This is a genomic window from Clostridium sp. JN-1 (genome assembly GCF_003718715.1).
Lineage (GTDB): Bacteria > Bacillota > Clostridia > Clostridiales > Clostridiaceae > Clostridium_AV.
On the sequence record NZ_CP033465.1, the window covers coordinates 41,873 to 66,707 of the forward strand.

13 protein-coding genes, 2 tRNA genes, 6 rRNA genes and 1 other annotated feature (1 of these 22 only partly in view) are annotated in these 24,835 nt (G+C 37.3%); of the genes, 19 read left to right on the forward strand and 2 right to left on the reverse strand.

The annotated features are described in order from the left end of the window. Window positions 1-7: a binding site (T-box leader), on the forward strand; it begins 191 nt to the left of the window's first position. A gap of 88 nt (window positions 8-95) precedes the next feature. From EBB51_RS00235 to EBB51_RS00290, 12 genes are all read left to right on the forward strand, one after another. Further along, window positions 96-1,166: an alanine--glyoxylate aminotransferase family protein gene (locus EBB51_RS00235; RefSeq protein WP_123052606.1), complete on the forward strand. Its 1,071-nt coding sequence runs from the start codon at window positions 96-98 to the stop codon at window positions 1,164-1,166. Between the two features lie 85 nt (window positions 1,167-1,251). After that, the gene (locus EBB51_RS00240) at window positions 1,252-2,187 is read left to right on the forward strand and encodes a D-2-hydroxyacid dehydrogenase (protein WP_123052607.1); all 936 of its coding nucleotides are present in this window, start codon (window positions 1,252-1,254) and stop codon (window positions 2,185-2,187) included. 15 nt (window positions 2,188-2,202) lie between these two features. Continuing rightward, window positions 2,203-3,450 (forward strand): DUF1015 family protein, encoded by a 1,248-nt coding sequence (locus EBB51_RS00245; RefSeq protein ID WP_123052608.1) that lies wholly within the window; start codon window positions 2,203-2,205, stop codon window positions 3,448-3,450. An 80-nt stretch (window positions 3,451-3,530) separates the two neighbouring features. Next, on the forward strand, window positions 3,531-4,424 hold the full coding sequence (locus EBB51_RS00250; RefSeq protein ID WP_123052609.1) for a DMT family transporter: 894 nt from the start codon (window positions 3,531-3,533) through the stop codon (window positions 4,422-4,424). Between the two features lie 107 nt (window positions 4,425-4,531). Then, window positions 4,532-5,467, forward strand: coding sequence for a GNAT family protein (locus EBB51_RS00255; protein WP_123052610.1), 936 nt, complete (start codon window positions 4,532-4,534; stop codon window positions 5,465-5,467). Window positions 5,468-5,928: 461 nt separating this feature from the next. Beyond that, window positions 5,929-7,441 (forward strand): 16S ribosomal RNA (locus EBB51_RS00260). 376 nt (window positions 7,442-7,817) lie between these two features. After that, window positions 7,818-10,717: ribosomal RNA gene (locus tag EBB51_RS00265) — 23S ribosomal RNA — on the forward strand. 142 nt (window positions 10,718-10,859) lie between these two features. Then, window positions 10,860-10,976 (forward strand): 5S ribosomal RNA (gene rrf, locus EBB51_RS00270). Together the 16S, 23S and 5S rRNA genes with 1 tRNA gene alongside form the textbook arrangement of a ribosomal RNA operon. Before the next feature lie 5 nt (window positions 10,977-10,981). Continuing rightward, window positions 10,982-11,057: transfer RNA gene (locus tag EBB51_RS00275), tRNA-Lys, on the forward strand. A 242-nt stretch (window positions 11,058-11,299) separates the two neighbouring features. Beyond that, entirely contained in the window at window positions 11,300-12,340 is a 1,041-nt protein-coding gene (locus tag EBB51_RS00280) for a M20/M25/M40 family metallo-hydrolase (RefSeq protein ID WP_123052611.1), read from the forward strand. Continuing rightward, the gene (locus EBB51_RS00285) at window positions 12,331-13,332 is read left to right on the forward strand and encodes a M42 family peptidase (RefSeq protein ID WP_123052612.1); all 1,002 of its coding nucleotides are present in this window, start codon (window positions 12,331-12,333) and stop codon (window positions 13,330-13,332) included. The genes EBB51_RS00280 and EBB51_RS00285 overlap by 10 nt, the downstream gene beginning before the upstream one ends. 16 nt (window positions 13,333-13,348) lie before the next feature. Next, on the forward strand, window positions 13,349-14,293 hold the full coding sequence (locus tag EBB51_RS00290) for a M20/M25/M40 family metallo-hydrolase (protein ID WP_123052613.1): 945 nt from the start codon (window positions 13,349-13,351) through the stop codon (window positions 14,291-14,293). Between the two features lie 17 nt (window positions 14,294-14,310). Here EBB51_RS00290 and EBB51_RS00295 read toward each other — a convergent pair whose 3' ends face one another. Next, window positions 14,311-14,907: a uracil-DNA glycosylase gene (locus EBB51_RS00295; protein ID WP_123052614.1), complete on the reverse strand. Its 597-nt coding sequence runs from the start codon at window positions 14,905-14,907 to the stop codon at window positions 14,311-14,313. 176 nt (window positions 14,908-15,083) lie between these two features. Between EBB51_RS00295 and EBB51_RS00300 the strand changes: the two genes are divergently transcribed. From EBB51_RS00300 to EBB51_RS00325, 6 genes are all read left to right on the forward strand, one after another. Further along, entirely contained in the window at window positions 15,084-16,217 is a 1,134-nt protein-coding gene (locus tag EBB51_RS00300; RefSeq protein WP_123052615.1) for an alanine--glyoxylate aminotransferase family protein, read from the forward strand. An 856-nt stretch (window positions 16,218-17,073) separates the two neighbouring features. Next, window positions 17,074-18,586, forward strand: a 16S ribosomal RNA gene (locus EBB51_RS00305). A gap of 376 nt (window positions 18,587-18,962) precedes the next feature. Beyond that, a 23S ribosomal RNA gene (locus EBB51_RS00310) occupies window positions 18,963-21,862 on the forward strand. A gap of 142 nt (window positions 21,863-22,004) precedes the next feature. Then, window positions 22,005-22,121: ribosomal RNA gene (gene rrf, locus EBB51_RS00315) — 5S ribosomal RNA — on the forward strand. Between the two features lie 16 nt (window positions 22,122-22,137). Then, window positions 22,138-22,213 (forward strand) — tRNA-Phe (locus EBB51_RS00320). A 125-nt stretch (window positions 22,214-22,338) separates the two neighbouring features. Continuing rightward, complete coding sequence (locus EBB51_RS00325) at window positions 22,339-23,085, forward strand: peptidylprolyl isomerase (RefSeq protein WP_123052616.1); 747 nt, start codon at window positions 22,339-22,341, stop codon at window positions 23,083-23,085. 72 nt (window positions 23,086-23,157) lie between these two features. On the opposite strand, the gene EBB51_RS00330 is transcribed toward EBB51_RS00325, so the two are convergent. Continuing rightward, window positions 23,158-23,889: an NAD-dependent protein deacylase gene (locus tag EBB51_RS00330; protein ID WP_123052617.1), complete on the reverse strand. Its 732-nt coding sequence runs from the start codon at window positions 23,887-23,889 to the stop codon at window positions 23,158-23,160. A 263-nt stretch (window positions 23,890-24,152) separates the two neighbouring features. Between EBB51_RS00330 and EBB51_RS13760 the strand changes: the two genes are divergently transcribed. Next, window positions 24,153-24,830, forward strand: coding sequence for a hypothetical protein (locus EBB51_RS13760; RefSeq protein WP_243103864.1), 678 nt, complete (start codon window positions 24,153-24,155; stop codon window positions 24,828-24,830). The last annotated feature ends 5 nt before the right edge of the window (window positions 24,831-24,835 follow it).

Genomic DNA, 24,835 nt, shown 5'->3' on the forward strand with positions numbered 1-24,835 from the left:
CCCTACTAGGGATAATTAGTTATTTTTTTATATACTTTAGTTTAGTGCTTTATCAAAGCGCAACTTTATACTATAAAATAATTGGAGGTATACTCATGCATAAAAAATTATTTATTCCAGGACCAGTAGAAGTAACTCAAGATGTATTAGATAAAATGGCGACTCCTATGATTGGACATAGAAGCAAAGAAGCTTCGGATCTTCAAAGAAGAATAAGTGATAAATTGAGAAAGGTATTTTATACAAAAGAAGAAATACTTTTATCAACCACATCAGGCAGCGGACTTATGGAAGGAGCTGTAAGATCGTGTACTGCTAAAAGAGCAGCTGTATTTTCGATAGGAGCTTTCGGAAAAAGGTGGTATGAAATGGCTGTAAACAATAATGTTCCAGCTGATTTATTTGAAGTTGAATGGGGAAAAGCAGTTGATCCCAAGGAAGTTGATAAAGTTTTACAAACTGGAAAGTATGATTTGATTTGTATAACACACAATGAAACATCTACAGGAGTAATGAATCCAGTGGAAGAAATATCACCTGTTATAAAAAAATATCCTGAAATAGTTTGGTGCCTTGATACAGTAAGTTCAATGGGCGGAACAAAAATAGAAGTAGATAAGTTAGGAGTTGATATATGTTTAACTTCAAGTCAAAAAGCATTGGCACTTCCACCAGGACTAGCAGCTTGCTCATTTTCAGAAAAGGCAGTAGAAAGAGCTAAAAAGGTTAAATTCAGAGGATATTATTTAGACTTACTATCACTTTATAACTATATACAAAAGAAAGATTATCAGTATCCATCAACACCTTCTCTTTCACATATGTTTGCAATGGATTATCAACTAGATAATATCTTAAAAGAAGGACTCGAAAATAGATACAGAAGACATAGAGAAATGGCAAATTACGTTAGAGAATGGGCAAAAGAGTACTTTGAACTATATGCAGATGAGAGATATCTATCAAATACCCTTACAAATATTAAGAATACGAGAAATATAAACGCCGCAAATTTAAATAAGGAATTAGGGGAAAGAGGATTTCAAATATCAAATGGATATGGAAAGCTTAAAGAAAAAGCTTTTAGAATAGCACACATGGGAGAATGTACTTTAGATGATGTTAAAGAACTTTTGGAAAATATAAATCACATATTGAAACTTTAGTATAGTTATAAACTAAGATTTTGAAATGATAATAAATTAAAAAGTTGGAATATTGACATTATTCCAAATGTTTAGGAGGATTTTTATGTTAAAAATATTAGTTTGCGATGGAATGGAAAAAGGAGCTTTAAATAAACTTGTACAAGAAGGATTTGAAGTAGAAGATAAACATTATGAAGAGAAAGAACTTAAAGAAAAGATAAAAGATTATGATATTGCAGTTGTAAGATCTGCAACTAAGATAAGAAAAGAAGTAATAGATGAAGGTATAAAAGGAAGATTAAAACTTGTAATCAGGGGTGGAGTTGGCGTAGATAATATAGATGTACAATATGCTAAAAATAAAGGGGTACAAGTTAGAAATACTCCTAATGCCAGCAGTATTTCTGTAGCAGAACTTACTTTAGCTCATATGTTTGCAATAACTAGATATATTCCAAATGCGAATATGACAATACGCCAAGGCAAATGGGAAAAGAAGCAGTATAAAGGAGTAGAGCTGTACGGAAAAACTTTAGGACTTATAGGCTTTGGAAGAATAGCCAGGGAAGTAGCTAAAAGAGCAGAAGTTTTAGGAATGAAAATAATCTATACAGATAAGCTTGGAAAAGCAGTGGGGTTTGATAAGTATAAGTTTGTTACTTTTGGAAATTTACTTGCTGATTCTGATTTTATATCAGTTCATATACCTTTTAATAAGAAAGATAAACCTGTTATAGATTATAAGGAATTTAGTTTAATGAAGGATGGAGTTTACGTAATAAATTGTGCTAGAGGTGGAGTTATAAATGAAAAGGCACTTGTAGAAGCACTTCAAAATGGTAAAGTAGCAGGTGCAGGAATAGACGTGTTTGAAGATGAGCCAACTCCTAATCCTGAATTAGTAAATAATCCAAGGGTATCTGTTACTCCGCATATAGGTGCATCTACTAAAGAAGCACAAAGGAGAATAGGAGAAGAGATAGTTGATATAATACAAGAATTTGCTGAGTTAAATAATAAACCTGCGGTAAATGCTTAAGAAAGGAGAAAATGTATGGCTATTTTAAGACCATTTAAGGCTATAAGACCGAGAAAAGATTTAGTTTCTAAAGTTGCAGAACTTCCATATGATGTTATGAATAGACAAGAAGCAAAGAATATGGCAAAGGGAAATCCTGTATCATTTTTACATGTGGATAGAGCAGAAATTGATCTAGATGACAGTATCAGTCCATATGATGGTAAAGTCTATGAAAAAGCAAGAGAAAATCTATATCATATGATTAAAAAAAATGTGCTTGTAAAAGATGAAAAAAAGTATTTATATATATATAGATTAATAATGAATGGAAGAGCCCAAACTGGAATAGTTGGCTGTACAGCTGTAGATGATTATTTAAGTGATGTTATAAAAAAGCACGAATTTACAAGAAAGGAAAAGGAACAAGATAGAATAAATCATATCGATTTTTGTGATTCAAATACAGGACCTATTTTCTTGACTTACAAGTATAATGAAAAAGTAGGAGAGATAGTAGATACTTGGACTAAAAAGGTACCAATATATGATTTTACTGCAAAAGATGGAGTAGAGCATATTGTTTGGGTCATAGATAATGAAGAAACTATAAAAACTTTAACAAATTTATTTAAAAGTATAGATAAGCTATATATAGCAGATGGTCATCATAGAGCAGCTTCTGCAGTAAAAGTAGGACTTAAGAGAAGGGTTCAAAATCCTAATTATGATGGCAGTGAAGAATTCAATTTCTTCTTATCGGTAATTTTCCCTGACAAGGATTTAAAAATACTTGACTATAATAGGATAGTTAAAGATTTAAATGGTCTTAATAAAGATGAATATTTAAATAAAATATCCGATAAATTTGAAGTAAGTGAGTATAAGGGTGATGGACAATATAAACCGCAGTGTAAGCATACTTATGGTATGTATTTAGATGAAAAGTGGTATGAGCTTAAAGCTAAGGATGGAAGCTATGATTTAAATGATGTTGTCCAAAGACTTGATGTATCTATTCTTCAAAATAATCTATTAACTCCAGTCTTAGGAATAGGTGATCCTAGAACCGATGAGAGAATAGATTTTGTAGGTGGTATAAGAGGACTTAAAGAGCTAGAAGAAAGAGCAAACCATAATAAAGGAAGACTTGCTTTTTCAATGTACCCACCTGATATGCAGGACCTAATGAATATTGCAGATGCGGGCAAAGTTATGCCTCCAAAGTCAACCTGGTTTGAACCAAAACTTAGAAGCGGAATCTTTATACATGAGCTGAAATAATATTTGAATTTAAAAAGCCTTTTAGGGCTTTTTATTTTGATTTTATTTATTATAATAATAGTAAGAATGTGAGGTATAATATGAATAATATAGAAAAGAAAGCCTTAATTGCAGATGGTGCTCTTTTAATTGTTGCTATTATATGGGGAGGTGGATTTATAGCTGCAAAAATAGCACTATCAATTGTTACACCATTTTATTTATTATCATTTAGATTTTTGTTTTCAGGGTTAATACTTGGGACAATATTTTTTAAGAAGGTTATAAAGATAGACAGAAGAAGCTTAATAAGTGGAATTATCTTAGGAACCGTCTTATATGTAGGACAAACATTTCAAACAGTCGGACTTAAGTACACAACTTCTGGCAAGCAGTCCTTTTTAACTGCTTCATATGCAGTATTAGTACCTTTTGCATCTTGGGCTTTAACTAGAAAAAAACCAGATATTTATGCTCTAATATCAGGGGTATTAACCTTTGTTGGAATAGGATTTTTGACTTTGCAGCAAAATGTATCCATAAGTTACGGAGACTTTTTAACTATTATGTTTACTATTGTATATTCGATACAAGTAGTTTTGATTGGAATTTATGCTAAAGATATAGATCCAGTACATCTTACAACTATACAATTACTAACTGCTGGAGCTCTTACACTTATAAGTGCGTTTATATTTGAACCTCCTATAAAATACATTGATCAAAAATCATTATATGGAATACTATATCTTATTATATTTAATACAACTATAGCATTTTTTGTTCAAAATGTAGCTCAAAAGTATACGTCTGACACTCATGCTTCAATAATATTATCATTGGAATCAGTTTTTGGCTGTATATTATCAATAATTTTAATGGGAGAGATATTTACTAAGAGGATGGTTATTGGATGTATATTAATATTTATTGCAGTAATATTATCAAAGGTTAAAGATGGTCCCTTTTTAGCTATCAGAAAATTAATGAAATGATTATATTATTTTAATGCACTGAAATTGACTCGAATTTGTTTGTTAAATTAATACAAAAGAATTATAATTATAAGTATAGATATTAAGTTAAATTGGGAGAGATCAGTATGTTAAAACAGCAATATGTAACTATAGATTTAGTTAAAGGAAGTGAAGATGAGTATATAATAAGAGATGAATCAGGTATAACTATAGGAAGGACTTTCATAATAGAGTATTCTCTTAAAAATGGATACTGCTCATTTAGAATAAAATTTTATAAAGATAGAAAGTACAGCTATAAGTTATTGAAGGAATCTTTAAAAATGTTTTTACTATCTTTATTTAAAAATATGAACATATATAAAGTTGATGTTATAGCAGATGAAGGAATAAATATAATGTCATTTACTGATCTTGGATTTAAATTAGAAGGAATAATTTCTGAAAGTTTGATATGTGATGGTGTACGCAGAGACGAGTTACTATTTGGCATAGATTTAGATACATTTAAAAATATGAGTAGAAGTAAGTACTTTGAAAGAAGAGGCAAAAATGTTAGTATATCAGTTTTAACACCAGATGATGGTGAAGACGTTTTAGCTTACTATATAAAGAATAGAGATTACCTGAAGCAATTTGAGCCAGAGAGAGAAGAAAGCTTTTATACACTGCAATTTCAAAGGAGAAATTTAATAGAGAGCTATAAACAATTTATAAACTCTGAAAGTGTTAATTTTGGAATATATAAAGATGAGAAGTTCATAGGGAAAATACAAATATCCAATATTGTTCTTGGAGTTTTCAAAAGTGCAATTGCAGGATATTCTATAGATCAAGATGAACAGGGGAAAGGTTATATGAAGGAAGCTTTAGGATTAGTTTGCGATTATGCATGTTATGATATTGGATTACATAGACTTGAAGCTTCTACATTAGTAGATAATATAAAATCACAAAAAGTGTTGAAACATTGTGGATTTCAAGAGCTGGGGGTTAATAAAAAATATCTATTTATAAATGGTAAGTGGCAGGATCATATAACATTTTATAAGATATTATAAGTTAAAGTACAAAAAACTTGTCCAAGCGTATCGGTAGGAAGATAAGTGTGAAAAATACAGATATACTTAGTAATAACAACATAACTTGATATAAATAAAATTATATTCAATTTGATTATTAAATTTTGTGATAGAATAACACTTGTCGCTTACGAGTGGCAAAACATTAAGACTTAAAAATAATTAAATTAATATATTGACAAGTTAATTTGATTATGTTAAGATTTAAAAGTCGCTTGATTGTGACAAATAACTTATTAAAAAAAAGTTATTGACAAGTTTTAATGTATGTGATAACATATAGAAGTCGCTTAAATGAAGCGATGATGAACCTTGAAAATCAAACAGAGAAGAGAATAATAAACCAGCAATTCTTTTGAAAGCTGTGAAAACAGCTTAAAAGTAAGTAAATGAGCTTAAATTGAACTTGAAACTCTGGAAAGAGTTTATATATAAGAAATTAAATTGAGAGTTTGATCCTGGCTCAGGACGAACGCTGGCGGCGTGCCTAACACATGCAAGTCGAGCGAGAGAAATTCCTTCGGGAATGGATCTAGCGGCGGACGGGTGAGTAACACGTGGGCAACCTGCCTCAAAGAGGGGGATAGCCTCCCGAAAGGGAGATTAATACCGCATAAAGTTATTTTATCACATGGTAAAATAACCAAAGGAGAAATCCACTTTGAGATGGGCCCGCGGCGCATTAGCTAGTTGGTAAGGTAACGGCTTACCAAGGCAGCGATGCGTAGCCGACCTGAGAGGGTAATCGGCCACATTGGAACTGAGAGACGGTCCAGACTCCTACGGGAGGCAGCAGTGGGGAATATTGCACAATGGGCGAAAGCCTGATGCAGCAACGCCGCGTGGGTGATGAAGGTTTTCGGATTGTAAAGCCCTGTCTTTTGGGACGATAATGACGGTACCAAAGGAGGAAGCCACGGCTAACTACGTGCCAGCAGCCGCGGTAATACGTAGGTGGCGAGCGTTGTCCGGATTTACTGGGCGTAAAGGGTGCGTAGGCGGATATTTAAGTGGGATGTGAAAACCCCAGGCTCAACCTGGGGACTGCATTTCAAACTGGATATCTAGAGTGCAGGAGAGGAAAGCGGAATTCCTAGTGTAGCGGTGAAATGCGTAGAGATTAGGAAGAACACCAGTGGCGAAGGCGGCTTTCTGGACTGTAACTGACGCTGAGGCACGAAAGCGTGGGTAGCAAACAGGATTAGATACCCTGGTAGTCCACGCCGTAAACGATGAGTACTAGGTGTAGGAGGTATCGACCCCTTCTGTGCCGCAGTAAACGCAGTAAGTACTCCGCCTGGGAAGTACGATCGCAAGATTAAAACTCAAAGGAATTGACGGGGGCCCGCACAAGCAGCGGAGCATGTGGTTTAATTCGAAGCAACGCGAAGAACCTTACCTAGACTTGACATCCCCTGAATTACCTGTAATTAGGGAAGCCCTTCGGGGCAGGGAGACAGGTGGTGCATGGTTGTCGTCAGCTCGTGTCGTGAGATGTTAGGTTAAGTCCTGCAACGAGCGCAACCCTTATCATTAGTTGCTACCATTAAGTTGAGCACTCTAGTGAGACTGCCCGGGTTAACCGGGAGGAAGGTGGGGATGACGTCAAATCATCATGCCCCTTATGTCTAGGGCTACACACGTGCTACAATGGTGAATACAGAGAGATGCAAACCCGCGAGGGTGAGCCAAACTTCAAAATTCACCTCAGTTCGGATTGCAGGCTGAAACCCGCCTGCATGAAGCTGGAGTTGCTAGTAATCGCGAATCAGAATGCCGCGGTGAATGCGTTCCCGGGCCTTGTACACACCGCCCGTCACACCATGAGAGTTGGCAACACCCGAAGTCCGTGGGGCAACCGTAAGGGGCCAGCGGCCGAAGGTGGGGTTAATAATTGGGGTGAAGTCGTAACAAGGTAGCCGTAGGAGAACCTGCGGCTGGATCACCTCCTTTCTAAGGAGTCGTAAGATAGTTAATTCTATCTTAAAAGACTGGTTTTATTATACTCTGTTTGATTTTGAGGGATTAAAAACCTAAATGGTTTTTAACAGATAATGAATTAATTATCTGTCATCACTCTCAAAAATTGTTCTTTGAAAATTGCACAGAGAAAATAAGTTAAAAGTAAAGCATATTCATGTATATTTATTCTAAAAAGAATATTTATACTGAATGAAGATTAATATAATTAATCGTACTTTGTAGAATTAAAAGATTCTTATAGTTATAGTTGGTGTAATAATATATCAACTAACAAACAAACATTAATAATAGTGTATAACTTATTATTAATGAAATAAAAATTGCTTATAGCAATTTTTAACTTAAAGGTCAAGCTACAAAGGGCGCATGGTGAATGCCATGGCACCAGGAGTCGAAGAAGGACGTGATAAGCTGCGATAAGCTTCGGGTAGGCGCAAATAGCCTGTGATCCGGAGATTTCCGAATGGGGAAACCCACATGACTAACGTCATGTACTTTAAACTGAATTCATAGGTTTATAGAGACAAACCCGGGGAACTGAAACATCTAAGTACCCGGAGGAAGAGAAAGAAAAATCGATTTCTTAAGTAGCGGCGAGCGAAAGAGAAAGAGCCCAAACCAGGAACTTGTTCCTGGGGTTGCGGGTAGATCATAAACACTTTTATTTCCTAATTGAAGGGAGCTGGAAGGCTCCGCCACAGAAGGTAAAAGCCCTGTAAATAAAAAGAAATTTAAGTTAGATCTATTCCAGAGTACCACGAGACACGTGAAACCTTGTGGGAAGCTGGGAGGACTACCTCCCAAGGCTAAATACTACCTGGTGACCGATAGTGAAGCAGTACCGTGAGGGAAAGGTGAAAAGAACCCCGGAAGGGGAGTGAAATAGAACCTGAAACCGTGTGTCCACAACCGGTCGAAGCACATTTAAGTGCGACGGCGTGCTTTTTGTAGAACGAGCCAGCGAGTTGCGGTATGCAGCAAGGTTAAATACTTAAGGTATGGAGCCGAAGGGAAACCGAGTCTGAATAGGGCGACTAGTTGCATGCTGCAGACCCGAAACCGAGTGACCTATCCATGGACAGGATGAAGCGGAAGTAAAATTCCGTGGAGGTCCGAACCGCGTTGGTGTTGAAAAACCATGGGATGAGCTGTGGATAGCGGAGAAATTCCAATCGAACTCGGAGATAGCTGGTTCTCCTCGAAATAGCTTTAGGGCTAGCGTCGAGATTGAGTAATGGAGGTAGAGCACTGAATAGGCTAAGGGCTGAAAACAGTTACTGAACCTTATCAAACTCCGAATGCCATATACTCGTATCTCGGCAGTCAGACTGCGAATGATAAGATCCGCGGTCAAAAGGGAAACAGCCCAGATCATCAGCTAAGGTCCCAAAGTGTAAGTTAAGTGGTAAAGGATGTGGGATTTCTAAGACAACTAGGATGTTGGCTTAGAAGCAGCCACTCATTTAAAGAGTGCGTAATAGCTCACTAGTCGAGAGATCCTGCGCCGAAAATGTCCGGGGCTAAAACTTACCACCGAAGCTATGGACTCGAAAGAGTGGTAGAGGAGCTTCCTGTATGGATTGAAGCTGTACCGTAAGGAGCGGTGGACTGTACAGGAGTGAGTATGCTGGCATAAGTAGCGAGAAATAAGTGAGAATCTTATTGGTCGAAAACCTAAGGTTTCCTGGGGAAGGCTCGTCCTCCCAGGGTTAGTCGGGACCTAAGCCGAGGCCGAAAGGCGTAGGTGATGGACAATTGGCTGACATTCCAATACCGCCAGCTTCCATTTGACAGATGGGATGACGCAGGAGGATAGGATGTGCACACTGTTGGATGTGTGTCTAAGCACTTAGACGTGCCCAGAAGGTAAATCCGCTGGGATTAGTTGAGGTGTTACAGGGATTTCTTTTCTAAGAAAGAAGTATCCGATTCCACGCTGCCAAGAAAAGTCTCTATGGAGGAAACTGGTGCCCGTACCGCAAACCGACACAGGTAGGTGAGGAGAGAATCCTAAGACCATCGGAAGAATTGCTGTTAAGGAACTCGGCAAATTGACCCCGTAACTTCGGGATAAGGGGTGCCGTCCTTACGGACGGCCGCAGAGAATAGGCCCAAGCAACTGTTTAGCAAAAACACAGGTCTCTGCTAAAGCGAAAGCTGAAGTATAGGGGCTGACGCCTGCCCGGTGCTGGAAGGTTAAGGGGAATACTTAGCGCAAGCGAAGGTATGAACTTAAGCCCCAGTAAACGGCGGCCGTAACTATAACGGTCCTAAGGTAGCGAAATTCCTTGTCGGGTAAGTTCCGACCCGCACGAATGGCGTAATGATTTGGGCACTGTCTCAACAGCAAATCCGGCGAAATTGTAGTGCAAGTGAAGATGCTTGCTACCCGCAGTTGGACGGAAAGACCCCGTAGAGCTTTACTGCAGCTTAACATTGAGTTTCGGTATTGTCTGTACAGGATAGGTGGGAGACTTAGAAACTAGGGCGTCAGCCCTAGCGGAGTCATCCTTGGGATACCACCCTGACAGTACTGAGATTCTAACCGGAGGCCATGAAACTGGCCACGGGACATTGTTAGGCGGGCAGTTTGACTGGGGCGGTCGCCTCCTAAAAAGTAACGGAGGCGCCCAAAGGTTCCCTCAGAACGGTTAGAAATCGTTCGAAGAGTGCAAAGGCAGAAGGGAGCCTGACTGCGACACATACAGGTGGAGCAGGGACGAAAGTCGGGCTTAGTGATCCGGTGGTACCTCGTGGGAGGGCCATCGCTCAACGGATAAAAGCTACCTCGGGGATAACAGGCTGATCTCCCCCAAGAGTCCACATCGACGGGGAGGTTTGGCACCTCGATGTCGGCTCGTCGCATCCTGGGGCTGAAGTAGGTCCCAAGGGTTGGGCCGTTCGCCCATTAAAGCGGCACGCGAGCTGGGTTCAGAACGTCGTGAGACAGTTCGGTCCCTATCCGCTGCGGGCGCAGGAAATTTGAGAGGAGCTGTCCTTAGTACGAGAGGACCGGGATGGACTGACCTCTGGTGTACCAGTTGTTCCGCCAGGAGCACGGCTGGGTAGCTATGTCGGGACGGGATAAACGCTGAAAGCATCTAAGCGTGAAGCCCACCTCAAGATTAGATTTCCCATAGCATAAGCTAGTAAGACCCCTTGAAGAACACAAGGTTGATAGGTCAGAGGTGTAAGCATGGCAACATGTTCAGCTGACTGATACTAATAGGTCGAGGGCTTGACCAAATTAACTTAAATCATTTAATTTGACTTTTAACTTAACTGTGCAATTTTGAGAGAACAATTTTCTCAAATAAAGTATCAATTAACAATAAAAATTGATAGAAGCGAACAGTAATGTGAAGCTTATAGCAATTTTTAAAGTAAATCTGGTGGTAATGACGTAAAGGTAACACTCCTTCCCATACCGAACAGGTAGGTTAAGCTTTACAGTGCCGATAGTACTTCAGGGGAGACCCTGCGGGAGAGTAAGTCGCTGCCAGGTAATATGGTTTACTAGCTCAGTTGGTAGAGCACATGACTTTTAATCATGGTGTCCGGGGTTCGATTCCCCGGTAAGCCACCAAAGTATCTTTAGTTAGATACTTTTTTTATTTTTTGATATAAATTTGATATAAACTAGATCAACATGTATATACGAAAAGCTGTATTTAATTAATTATCTTATTATAATTAATTAAATACGGCTTTTTTATTAAAAGTTATTTATTATGCCAATAGTTATTATATAATGATAATATATATATGAAGAAGGAGGAATACTATCATTGAAATTCCAGTTAATTTAAATGATAGAAATTATGAATAATGACGGAGACAGAATTATTAAAAAGTTTATGTGAAACTTATTCGCCTAGTGGACGAGAAGAAAAAATTTATCCAACTATAAAATCTATTTTCAAAAGTATAGGAGAAATTTCAATAAGTGATTTAAATAATGTATATATACATAAAAGAGGACAAGGCCAAGGTAAGGTAATGGTAATGGCACATAGTGATGAAGTATTTTTAATTGTTACTGATATACTGGATAAGGGATTTTTGAAATTTAAAAGTGTGGGAATAGATCCAAAAACTTTGGTATCTCAGGAAGTCATAATTCATGGAAGTCAGAGTATAGATGGAATTATTGGAGTAAAATTTATAGGAGATTCTAATTACAATGATGAGAATAAAGGATTTTCAGAAGAAAATTTAGTTATTGATACTGGATTTAATAAAAATTATATTCAAAAGTACGTAAAAGTAGGAGATTACATAGAATTAAAGAGAAAATTTGTAAAGCTTCTAAATAACAATGTTTCTTGTAAAGCAATTGATGATAGGGCAGGAATTGCTGCAATGTATTTTTGTGCTAAAGAACTAGAAAGTATTAATCATGCCGTGGATGTATATTTCGTTTGTTCATGTCAGGAAGAAGTAGGGCATAGAGGTGCCAAAATGGCAACTTATGATATAAATCCTGATATAGGCATAGCTTTGGATGTTACTTTTGATGGTGGAGCTATGGGTGATACAGAAAGAGAAAATAAATTAGGGGCAGGTCCAGTTATTTGTATAGGACCTAATGTTCACAGCAAGTTAAGACAAAAAATCATAGATATAGCTTTAGAATATAACATACCATATCAGATTGAAGTAGAACCAGGTAATACAGGTACTGATGCTTGGGACATTCAGGTTTCTAGAGATGGGGTACCAAGTGTTTTAATTTCTATTCCTATAAAATATATGCACACATCAGTTGAAATTGCAAATATGGATGACATAAAGAATACTGGGAGACTTATAGCTAAGTTTATAGAAAAATTAGATTCTAAAGAACTGGAGGGAGTATTTTGCTTTTAGTTGATCTTTGCAATTCTATAGCACCTTCTGGTTATGAAGAGTGCGCTAGAAATATAATAAGGGAAAAAGTAAAAGATTTAGTAGATGAAATAAATATAGATAAAATGGGCAATTTAATAGCTCATAAGAAGGGCAGCGGACCTAAAGTAGCATTATATTCTCATATGGACGAGATTGGATTTATAATTACGGGTTATAATGATGATGGTACATTGAGGTTTTCTACATTAGGTAATATTGATTCAAATGCAGTTGCTTCTAAAGTCGTGTGTGTAGGTCAAAAAAAGATACCTGGTGTTATAGGACTAAAACCTATACACCTCCAAGATAAAAAAGAGAGGATGGAAAAAATAAAATTTTCTAACTGCTGTATAGATATTGGTTCAGCTTCTAAAGAGGAAACCAGGGAAGTTGTTAAACTAGGCGATTATGCAGTATTTAATACTGAATTTAAGGAATTTGGAGATAACCTCATAAAAGGGAAAGGTTTTGATGATAGAATTGGATGTTCAGTTTTAATTAATATACTAAAGGAAGAATATGAATGTGACTTGTATTGTATATTTAATGTGCAAGAAAAGGTCGGTCAAAGAGGTGCATTTGTTTCTACTTTTAATGTAAAGCCAGATTTATGTATAGTAGTTGATGCATATGAAAGTAATGATATACCGGGAACCCCAAAATATTTGGAGATAAGTGACATAGGAGGCGGACCTGTTATATCTGTAAAAAGTGGCAGCTTGTTGTTTAATAATAATATTACAAACAGCATAATATCAATTGCTATTCAAAGCGGAATTAACTACCAGTGGAAAAGTGATTCAATGTGTAAAAATGAAGCACATGCTATTGATATGATAGGTGAAGGAACTAATATAGCAGCTGTATCAATTCCATGTAGATATATCCATTCATCTGTATCAGTTTGCAGCTTAAATGATTACAACAATACTATAGATTTATTAATAAATTATCTTAAATCTTTTAAATAAAAGGAGGTAGTTTTAGGTGGATAAATTACTTGGTAAATTAATAGACAGTTTTTCAGTTAGTGGAAGTGAGGAAGAAGCTAAGAAGGTTATAAAAGAGGAGTTAGAAGCTGCGCAGAGTGATGTAATTGAGGATAAAATGGGAAATTTAATAGCCAGTGCAGGTGAAGGTGATAAAAAAGTTATGATATGTGCACATATGGATAGTATAGGATTTATAGTATCTTATATAGAAGACAATGGACTTATAAGAGTAGAAAAAATAGGACGTTTTGAAAATGAGTATGCAATTAACAGCTTTGTGAGATTTAAAAATGGAACTATAGGCAGGCTGTGTAACTCTGGAAAACAGCTATTTATAGATATAGGTTTAGATAATAAAGTAAAATCATCTGACAAAGTAAAAGTTGGTGATACTGCATGTTTAGTTGGTCCATATATTAAAGTTGGTAAAAGAAATGTAATAAGTCCAATGCTAGATAATAAGGTAGGATGCTACATACTTATTAAATTAATAAGGGATTCTATAGACATTAAGGACAAAAAGGTTTATTTTGTATTTTCGACTGAGGAAGAATTATGTGGAAGAGGAGCTAGAGCAGCGGCTTATAATATAAATCCAGATTATTGTATTGTATTAGGTGTTGAAAAGGCTAAGGATATGGAAGGGTCAAAAGGAAATGTAGAATTAGGTAAAGGTCCTGTGCTTAAGATTATGGATAAATCACTTATAATGCATAGGGATATCAAAAAAATGCTTGAAGAATCAGCACAAAAAGCAGGTATAAGTATTCAATATAGTATAAGTTCAGGAACTTCAGAAGGAGGATTACTTCACAAGGAGAGAGCTGGTATTAAAACAGGAGAATTAGACATACCTTGTAGGTATAAACATTCATGTTCTGAAATGGTTTGTATAGATGATGTAGAAAGTACAATAAAACTTCTAAAACAAATAATATAAAAATAGAGAAGCTCTAGTTAAATTTCATCTAGAGCTTTTTTAAAGTTTTGCCAGTCAATTTCATATGATTTGTAAAAGTCTTCATTTCTATTGTATATTAAAGATGAAGGATGATACATAGGAAATACATATCTGTTCAGTTTTTCTATAAAGTAAGGTTTACCATGACATTCACCAATAGATTTAAAGTTTGTAAGTCTCTTTAATGGTACATTACCTAGTGTTACTATTATTTTAGGATTTACTAAATTAATTTCTTCATCAAGAATATCACTAAATAAGGATATTTCGGAGACTTTTGGCGGACGATTACTTATTGAAATTTTATTATTTTTACCTGTCTTCTTTTTAATTGGTCTGAAAAAACATGCATTTGTGATTCTCACATCTTCTCTCTTTATACCTATAGAGTTTAAATATTTCTCAAAGTTTTTACCAGCCATTCCTACAAAAGGCTTACCAGTATCTACTTCTGTTTTACCAGGAGCTTCACCTACGAACATAATGTCACATGGGATTGGTCCATCACCTGTTATGTATCCAGATACATCATTAGTATTATAATTATCATAAATATTTTTGACTTTTTCTTTTAAATATTCTTTTGTATTCAAGTGCGTTCATCCTCTCAATAATGTTTTCTTTAATTAATTTTAACATGTTCATTGGCATTTATGTATGAGATTTTGGGTAAAATATATTACATTTCGATGAAATTGTACTAATACATTTTTCAATAAAGGCTTCTAATGTTATAATTCCTATTAAAGTTTAATTAGGGGTGATATTAATGAAAGTTCCATATGTTATGACACCTGGACCAACTCAGGTTAGAGAAAATGTTAGATTAGCAAGAAGCCTTGAATGTACAAATCCAGATTTGGATTTTAATTTTTATGATTTTTACAGGGAAACTTGTATTAAAATAGGTCAGTTTTTGAATACAAAAAATAGAGTGAGAATATTAAGTGGAGAAGGTATACTTGGGTTAGAAGCTGCTTGTGCATCTTTAACTGAAAAAGATGATAGAGTTTTAGTAATAGACAATGGAATATTTGGAGAAGGATTTGCTGATTTTATAAAAATATATGGGGGAGATGTTGTATTTTTTAAAGGAGATAGAACTAAAAGTATAGATATCGAAAAATTAAAAGAATTTCTAGATAAAGATAGTAATTTTAAATATGCCACAGTAGTTCATTGTGATACTCCATCAGGAATGTTAAATGATATTTCAAAAATATGTCCCCTGCTGAAGGAAAAAGGTATATTAACAGTTGTAGATAGTGTAGCTGCTATGGGTGGAGAAGAAGTAAGAGTAGATGATTGGAAAATAGATATTATCTTAGGTGGATCACAAAAATGTATATCAGCTCCTCCAGGACTTACAATATTAAGTGTAAGTAATGATGCTATTGAATCTATGAAGGCAAGAAAAACTCCAATAGCATCGTTTTACTGCAACTTGCTCATATGGGAAAACTATTATGAAAACAAGTGGTTCCCGTATACTCCTTCTTCTAGTGATATAGTTGGACTTAGAGCTGCAATAGATAATTTACTTGAAGATAAGGATATATTTGAAAGACACAGAAAAATAGCAGAAGGCGTAAGATACGCTGTACAGGAATCAGGGTTAGAATTATATGTAAAAGAAGGATTTTCAAATACAGTTACTGTCATAAATACTCCAGCTAATATGGATAATAAAATGGTTAGAGATTATATGTGTCAAACTTACAATGTACTTATAGCTGGTTCGTTTGGCTATTTGGAAGGAAAGGTATTTAGAATAGGACATATGGGTGAAAATGCAAGAGTAGATAAGATAGCATATACTTTATTTGCATTTCAAAAGTCATTAGAACATTTTGGGTTTAAATTGAACTGTGATTTAAGTCAAAAGTTTCTCGAAAGATTTTAATTCTAAATCCTAAGGACATAAAAACATAGGACAATTGACAGAGAAGGAGGATTTTTGATAACTCGTTTCGCTAAGGCGAAACATTGTGTAACCATGAGAATGTACCTAGATTTGTGTAAATCAAATCTAGATACGTTCTTTTATTTCTCAAGAGTACCCTTCTAAGTAAGCAACTATTTAAAAATTATAGATTTTAGATGCTTGCTTAAGCGATGTTTTGCAATAGCAAAACAAACTTAAAAAATAAATTAATTTTCTGACGTAAGGAAGAAAACTTACCTTCTCTGTCACCTATCTTCTTAAAAATATTGCATCGCATATTTTTATATTATGGGTTACACATATATATTAAGATAATTTACTTTGATGATTATCTTAATATATATGTGCTTATATACTTAAGACAGCTTGGATTAAAACATAATTTGATAATCAACATTACCTTGTGTGTCAGTATTAAAATAAGTGCAAAAAATGTAGATACATTTAGAAATAATGATTTAATTTGATGTAAGCGAAGTTGTATTCAACTTCTTCATTAAGTTTTGTGATAGAATAACATATGTCGCTTGAGTGATTTGAGTGGCAATCAAGAAAAGGACTTTTAATACAAAATTTAATTACTTAATGGAAAGTTAAAATAATTAAAAAAAGTTTAAAAAGTTCTTGACAGTTTCAAATATACATGATAGTATATAGAAATCGCTTAAATGAAGCGATGATGAACCTTGAAAATCAAACAGAGAAGAGAATAATAAACCAGCAATTCTTTTGAAAGCTGTGAAAACAGCTTAAAAGTAAGTAAATGAGCTTAAATTGAACTTGAAACTCTGGAAAGAGTTTATATATAAGAAATTAAATTGAGAGTTTGATCCTGGCTCAGGACGAACGCTGGCGGCGTGCCTAACACATGCAAGTCGAGCGAGAGAAATTCCTTCGGGAATGGATCTAGCGGCGGACGGGTGAGTAACACGTGGGCAACCTGCCTCAAAGAGGGGGATAGCCTCCCGAAAGGGAGATTAATACCGCATAAAGTTATTTTATCACATGGTAAAATAACCAAAGGAGAAATCCACTTTGAGATGGGCCCGCGGCGCATTAGCTAGTTGGTAAGGTAACGGCTTACCAAGGCAGCGATGCGTAGCCGACCTGAGAGGGTAATCGGCCACATTGGAACTGAGAGACGGTCCAGACTCCTACGGGAGGCAGCAGTGGGGAATATTGCACAATGGGCGAAAGCCTGATGCAGCAACGCCGCGTGGGTGATGAAGGTTTTCGGATTGTAAAGCCCTGTCTTTTGGGACGATAATGACGGTACCAAAGGAGGAAGCCACGGCTAACTACGTGCCAGCAGCCGCGGTAATACGTAGGTGGCGAGCGTTGTCCGGATTTACTGGGCGTAAAGGGTGCGTAGGCGGATATTTAAGTGGGATGTGAAAACCCCAGGCTCAACCTGGGGACTGCATTTCAAACTGGATATCTAGAGTGCAGGAGAGGAAAGCGGAATTCCTAGTGTAGCGGTGAAATGCGTAGAGATTAGGAAGAACACCAGTGGCGAAGGCGGCTTTCTGGACTGTAACTGACGCTGAGGCACGAAAGCGTGGGTAGCAAACAGGATTAGATACCCTGGTAGTCCACGCCGTAAACGATGAGTACTAGGTGTAGGAGGTATCGACCCCTTCTGTGCCGCAGTAAACGCAGTAAGTACTCCGCCTGGGAAGTACGATCGCAAGATTAAAACTCAAAGGAATTGACGGGGGCTCGCACAAGCAGCGGAGCATGTGGTTTAATTCGAAGCAACGCGAAGAACCTTACCTAGACTTGACATCCCCTGAATTACCTGTAATTAGGGAAGCCCTTCGGGGCAGGGAGACAGGTGGTGCATGGTTGTCGTCAGCTCGTGTCGTGAGATGTTAGGTTAAGTCCTGCAACGAGCGCAACCCTTATCATTAGTTGCTACCATTAAGTTGAGCACTCTAGTGAGACTGCCCGGGTTAACCGGGAGGAAGGTGGGGATGACGTCAAATCATCATGCCCCTTATGTCTAGGGCTACACACGTGCTACAATGGTGAATACAGAGAGATGCAAACCCGCGAGGGTGAGCCAAACTTCAAAATTCACCTCAGTTCGGATTGCAGGCTGAAACCCGCCTGCATGAAGCTGGAGTTGCTAGTAATCGCGAATCAGAATGCCGCGGTGAATGCGTTCCCGGGCCTTGTACACACCGCCCGTCACACCATGAGAGTTGGCAACACCCGAAGTCCGTGGGGCAACCGTAAGGGGCCAGCGGCCGAAGGTGGGGTTAATAATTGGGGTGAAGTCGTAACAAGGTAGCCGTAGGAGAACCTGCGGCTGGATCACCTCCTTTCTAAGGAGTCGTAAGATAGTTAATTCTATCTTAAAAGACTGGTTTTATTATACTCTGTTTGATTTTGAGGGATTAAAAACCTAAATGGTTTTTAACAGATAATGAATTAATTATCTGTCATCACTCTCAAAAATTGTTCTTTGAAAATTGCACAGAGAAAATAAGTTAAAAGTAAAGCATATTCATGTATATTTATTCTAAAAAGAATATTTATACTGAATGAAGATTAATATAATTAATCGTACTTTGTAGAATTAAAAGATTCTTATAGTTATAGTTGGTGTAATAATATATCAACTAACAAACAAACATTAATAATAGTGTATAACTTATTATTAATGAAATAAAAATTGCTTATAGCAATTTTTAACTTAAAGGTCAAGCTACAAAGGGCGCATGGTGAATGCCATGGCACCAGGAGTCGAAGAAGGACGTGATAAGCTGCGATAAGCTTCGGGTAGGCGCAAATAGCCTGTGATCCGGAGATTTCCGAATGGGGAAACCCACATGACTAACGTCATGTACTTTAAACTGAATTCATAGGTTTATAGAGACAAACCCGGGGAACTGAAACATCTAAGTACCCGGAGGAAGAGAAAGAAAAATCGATTTCTTAAGTAGCGGCGAGCGAAAGAGAAAGAGCCCAAACCAGGAACTTGTTCCTGGGGTTGCGGGTAGATCATAAACACTTTTATTTCCTAATTGAAGGGAGCTGGAAGGCTCCGCCACAGAAGGTAAAAGCCCTGTAAATAAAAAGAAATTTAAGTTAGATCTATTCCAGAGTACCACGAGACACGTGAAACCTTGTGGGAAGCTGGGAGGACCACCTCCCAAGGCTAAATACTACCTGGTGACCGATAGTGAAGCAGTACCGTGAGGGAAAGGTGAAAAGAACCCCGGAAGGGGAGTGAAATAGAACCTGAAACCGTGTGTCCACAACCGGTCGAAGCACATTTAAGTGCGACGGCGTGCTTTTTGTAGAACGAGCCAGCGAGTTGCGGTATGCAGCAAGGTTAAATACTTAAGGTATGGAGCCGAAGGGAAACCGAGTCTGAATAGGGCGACTAGTTGCATGCTGCAGACCCGAAACCGAGTGACCTATCCATGGACAGGATGAAGCGGAAGTAAAATTCCGTGGAGGTCCGAACCGCGTTGGTGTTGAAAAACCATGGGATGAGCTGTGGATAGCGGAGAAATTCCAATCGAACTCGGAGATAGCTGGTTCTCCTCGAAATAGCTTTAGGGCTAGCGTCGAGATTGAGTAATGGAGGTAGAGCACTGAATAGGCTAAGGGCTGAAAACAGTTACTGAACCTTATCAAACTCCGAATGCCATATACTCGTATCTCGGCAGTCAGACTGCGAATGATAAGATCCGCGGTCAAAAGGGAAACAGCCCAGATCATCAGCTAAGGTCCCAAAGTGTAAGTTAAGTGGTAAAGGATGTGGGATTTCTAAGACAACTAGGATGTTGGCTTAGAAGCAGCCACTCATTTAAAGAGTGCGTAATAGCTCACTAGTCGAGAGATCCTGCGCCGAAAATGTCCGGGGCTAAAACTTACCACCGAAGCTATGGACTCGAAAGAGTGGTAGAGGAGCTTCCTGTATGGATTGAAGCTGTACCGTAAGGAGCGGTGGACTGTACAGGAGTGAGTATGCTGGCATAAGTAGCGAGAAATAAGTGAGAATCTTATTGGTCGAAAACCTAAGGTTTCCTGGGGAAGGCTCGTCCTCCCAGGGTTAGTCGGGACCTAAGCCGAGGCCGAAAGGCGTAGGTGATGGACAATTGGCTGACATTCCAATACCGCCAGCTTCCATTTGACAGATGGGATGACGCAGGAGGATAGGATGTGCACACTGTTGGATGTGTGTCTAAGCACTTAGACGTGCCCAGAAGGTAAATCCGCTGGGATTAGTTGAGGTGTTACAGGGATTTCTTTTCTAAGAAAGAAGTATCCGATTCCACGCTGCCAAGAAAAGTCTCTATGGAGGAAACTGGTGCCCGTACCGCAAACCGACACAGGTAGGTGAGGAGAGAATCCTAAGACCATCGGAAGAATTGCTGTTAAGGAACTCGGCAAATTGACCCCGTAACTTCGGGATAAGGGGTGCCGTCCTTACGGACGGCCGCAGAGAATAGGCCCAAGCAACTGTTTAGCAAAAACACAGGTCTCTGCTAAAGCGAAAGCTGAAGTATAGGGGCTGACGCCTGCCCGGTGCTGGAAGGTTAAGGGGAATACTTAGCGCAAGCGAAGGTATGAACTTAAGCCCCAGTAAACGGCGGCCGTAACTATAACGGTCCTAAGGTAGCGAAATTCCTTGTCGGGTAAGTTCCGACCCGCACGAATGGCGTAATGATTTGGGCACTGTCTCAACAGCAAATCCGGCGAAATTGTAGTGCAAGTGAAGATGCTTGCTACCCGCAGTTGGACGGAAAGACCCCGTAGAGCTTTACTGCAGCTTAACATTGAGTTTCGGTATTGTCTGTACAGGATAGGTGGGAGACTTAGAAACTAGGGCGTCAGCCCTAGCGGAGTCATCCTTGGGATACCACCCTGACAGTACTGAGATTCTAACCGGAGGCCATGAAACTGGCCACGGGACATTGTTAGGCGGGCAGTTTGACTGGGGCGGTCGCCTCCTAAAAAGTAACGGAGGCGCCCAAAGGTTCCCTCAGAACGGTTAGAAATCGTTCGAAGAGTGCAAAGGCAGAAGGGAGCCTGACTGCGACACATACAGGTGGAGCAGGGACGAAAGTCGGGCTTAGTGATCCGGTGGTACCTCGTGGGAGGGCCATCGCTCAACGGATAAAAGCTACCTCGGGGATAACAGGCTGATCTCCCCCAAGAGTCCACATCGACGGGGAGGTTTGGCACCTCGATGTCGGCTCGTCGCATCCTGGGGCTGAAGTAGGTCCCAAGGGTTGGGCCGTTCGCCCATTAAAGCGGCACGCGAGCTGGGTTCAGAACGTCGTGAGACAGTTCGGTCCCTATCCGCTGCGGGCGCAGGAAATTTGAGAGGAGCTGTCCTTAGTACGAGAGGACCGGGATGGACTGACCTCTGGTGTACCAGTTGTTCCGCCAGGAGCACGGCTGGGTAGCTATGTCGGGACGGGATAAACGCTGAAAGCATCTAAGCGTGAAGCCCACCTCAAGATTAGATTTCCCATAGCATAAGCTAGTAAGACCCCTTGAAGAACACAAGGTTGATAGGTCAGAGGTGTAAGCATGGCAACATGTTCAGCTGACTGATACTAATAGGTCGAGGGCTTGACCAAATTAACTTAAATCATTTAATTTGACTTTTAACTTAACTGTGCAATTTTGAGAGAACAATTTTCTCAAATAAAGTATCAATTAACAATAAAAATTGATAGAAGCGAACAGTAATGTGAAGCTTATAGCAATTTTTAAAGTAAATCTGGTGGTAATGACGTAAAGGTAACACTCCTTCCCATACCGAACAGGTAGGTTAAGCTTTACAGTGCCGATAGTACTTCAGGGGAGACCCTGCGGGAGAGTAGGTCGCTGCCAGGTATAAATACTATAATTTGGCCAGATAGCTCAGTCGGTAGAGCAGAGGACTGAAAATCCTCGTGTCCCTGGTTCGATTCCTGGTCTGGCCACCAAGAACATATTAGTACTTACTAATATGTTCTTTTTGTATACATCTGAAAAATAATTAAAGGTTATGGTAAAGTTTTGTTATATATGATATAACTATATTGACTAATAAAATATAAGGAGAAAAGTAATGGAGAATAAAGTATTAGCTACTATAAATGGTAGTAAAATAACACAAAAAGATTTAGAAAGTGCTATAGAGAGGTTTCCTAGCGATAGACAAAGCTATTTAAACACTGATGACGGAAAAAAACAGCTTTTAGAAGAAATGGTGTCATTTGAACTTATCTATAATTATGCTAAGGATTCTGGACTAGATAAGGATCAAAGCTACATAAACAAAGTTGAACTTGTTAAAAAAGAAATTTTAACTCAGACAGCTATAGCAAAGGTAATGAGTGAGGTTATTGTTAAAGATAGCGAAGTTGAAGATTATTATAAAGTTAATAAAGATAAACTTGTAAATCCAGAAAGCGTTGTAGCTAGACATATATTAGTTAATACAGAGCAGAAAGCAAATGATGTATTAAAGGAAATAAATGATGGAATGAGTTTTGAAGATGCTGCTCAAAAGTATTCCTCATGTCCATCAAAAGCGCAAGGTGGTAATTTAGGAAAATTTACTAGAGGACAAATGGTTCCTGAATTTGAAGATGTTGCTTTTTCAATTGATGTTAATGTTGTAAGTAAGCCTATTAAGACACAATTTGGATATCATTTAATTAAGGTTGAACAAAAAATACCAAAGTCACCTAAGTCCTATGATGAAGTAAAGGGTACAATTAAAAATAATTTACTTCAACAAAGACAATCATATAAGTATAACGAACTTAACAAACAATTAAAAGAAAAATACACTGTCGAATACGAAAAATAATTAACATAAAAAATGCTGTTAAATATTTATTGATTAAAATATTTAACAGCATTTTTATTTATAATTTAATTGTTATTCATCTATTATACTGGATAGTACTTTACCAATACTATCATTGATTACTATATCTGCTTTACTATCATATGGAGTAGAAGACTTATTTATTAATACTAATTTTGAACCTTTAAAATAGTCTACTATTGCTGCAGCTGGATAAACTACTAAGGAAGTACCTCCTACAATTAGCATATCTGCATTTTGGGTGAATTTAATTGCATTATTTAGTGTATTCATATTGAGACTTTCTTCATAAAGAACTACATCAGGTTTCACGATTTCACCGCAGTCATCACATTTTGGAATTACAGATTTTGAATTTATAATATAATCCAAGCTAAATGGTTTACCGCATTTTGTACAAAAGTTTCTATGTATTGAACCATGCAGTTCAAATACATTTTTAGAACCTGCCATTTGATGAAGTCCATCGATATTTTGAGTTATTATAGCTTTAAGTTTACCTAGTTTTTCTAACTTTGCTAGAGCATAATGAGCAGCATTTGGTTTAGCATTTTTATATATCATTTTGCTCCTATAAAAGTTGAAAAAATCCTCCGTATGAGATTTAAAAAAAGAATGACTTAGCATTACTTCTGGAGGATAGGAATAGTTATCTTTGGTCTTATACAGTCCTGCATCTGATCTAAAGTCAGGAATGTTAGACTCCGTAGAAACACCGGCACCGCCAAAAAATACTATATTTTTACTTGCTTTTATCGCAGATTTTAAATTTTCATAATTCATACCATATCACCTCTTGTAAAGTATTATATCATAGACGTTATTGTAAATGAAATTTCATAAATTTTATTAAAAGGGTATGTGTTGAAAAATTAATAACAGAAGTTTAGCACCTAAAAAGTTTCTAGAACGATAGTCCTTTGGATTATAAAGGTTTATGAGTATTTACAGTAGAATTAATAAATTACGATTTTTACTGGAAATTATATAGAAAAAACTTGCATAATAAAAGCATCCTTTTTATAATGGTTTTGTCAGAAACTAAAATGCTCTGTATTGACGCCGTTAGGCGTTGTTTAAATGATTTTGATTTTGATGGCTTAAAAGATATCAACAAACATATAATAAAAACTACTGTAAAGAATAAAGTATTTAGAAATGGAACTATAGACGGCTTAAAAGTAGCTGCCATAGATAGTGTAGAATTATTTGATAGCATTAAAAAATCTTGTAAAAACTGTCTTACAAGGATTGATAAAAATGGTATAACTCATTATTTCCATAGGTCAGTAGTTTGTGCAATGATAGGCTCTGATCCACATATTATTTTAGGACAGGAAATGCTTGAACCTAAAAAAGATAGTTCCAATAAAGATGAAGGCGAAATTACAGGCGGTAAACGGCTAATTAAAAAACTATATAAGGAATATCATCACTTTGCAGATATTATTGCAGCTGATGCTTTATATTGTAAGTCCACATGGGTAAAGGAAGTCCTTTCCATAGGAATGGATGCAGTAGTGAGGGTAAAAGATCGCAGACTTAATATTGTAAAAGATGCGCTGGTCTTATTTAAATGCCGTGAGGCAGATAAATATTGGACTGTAAGGAAAAACATAAATGCCTATAGAAATATTAAAGCTTGGGATGAAGATAATTTTGAAATGACAGATGCGTCTATAAAAGTTAGATTTATAAGGTTTGTAGAGGAAATTCATACTTGAGATAA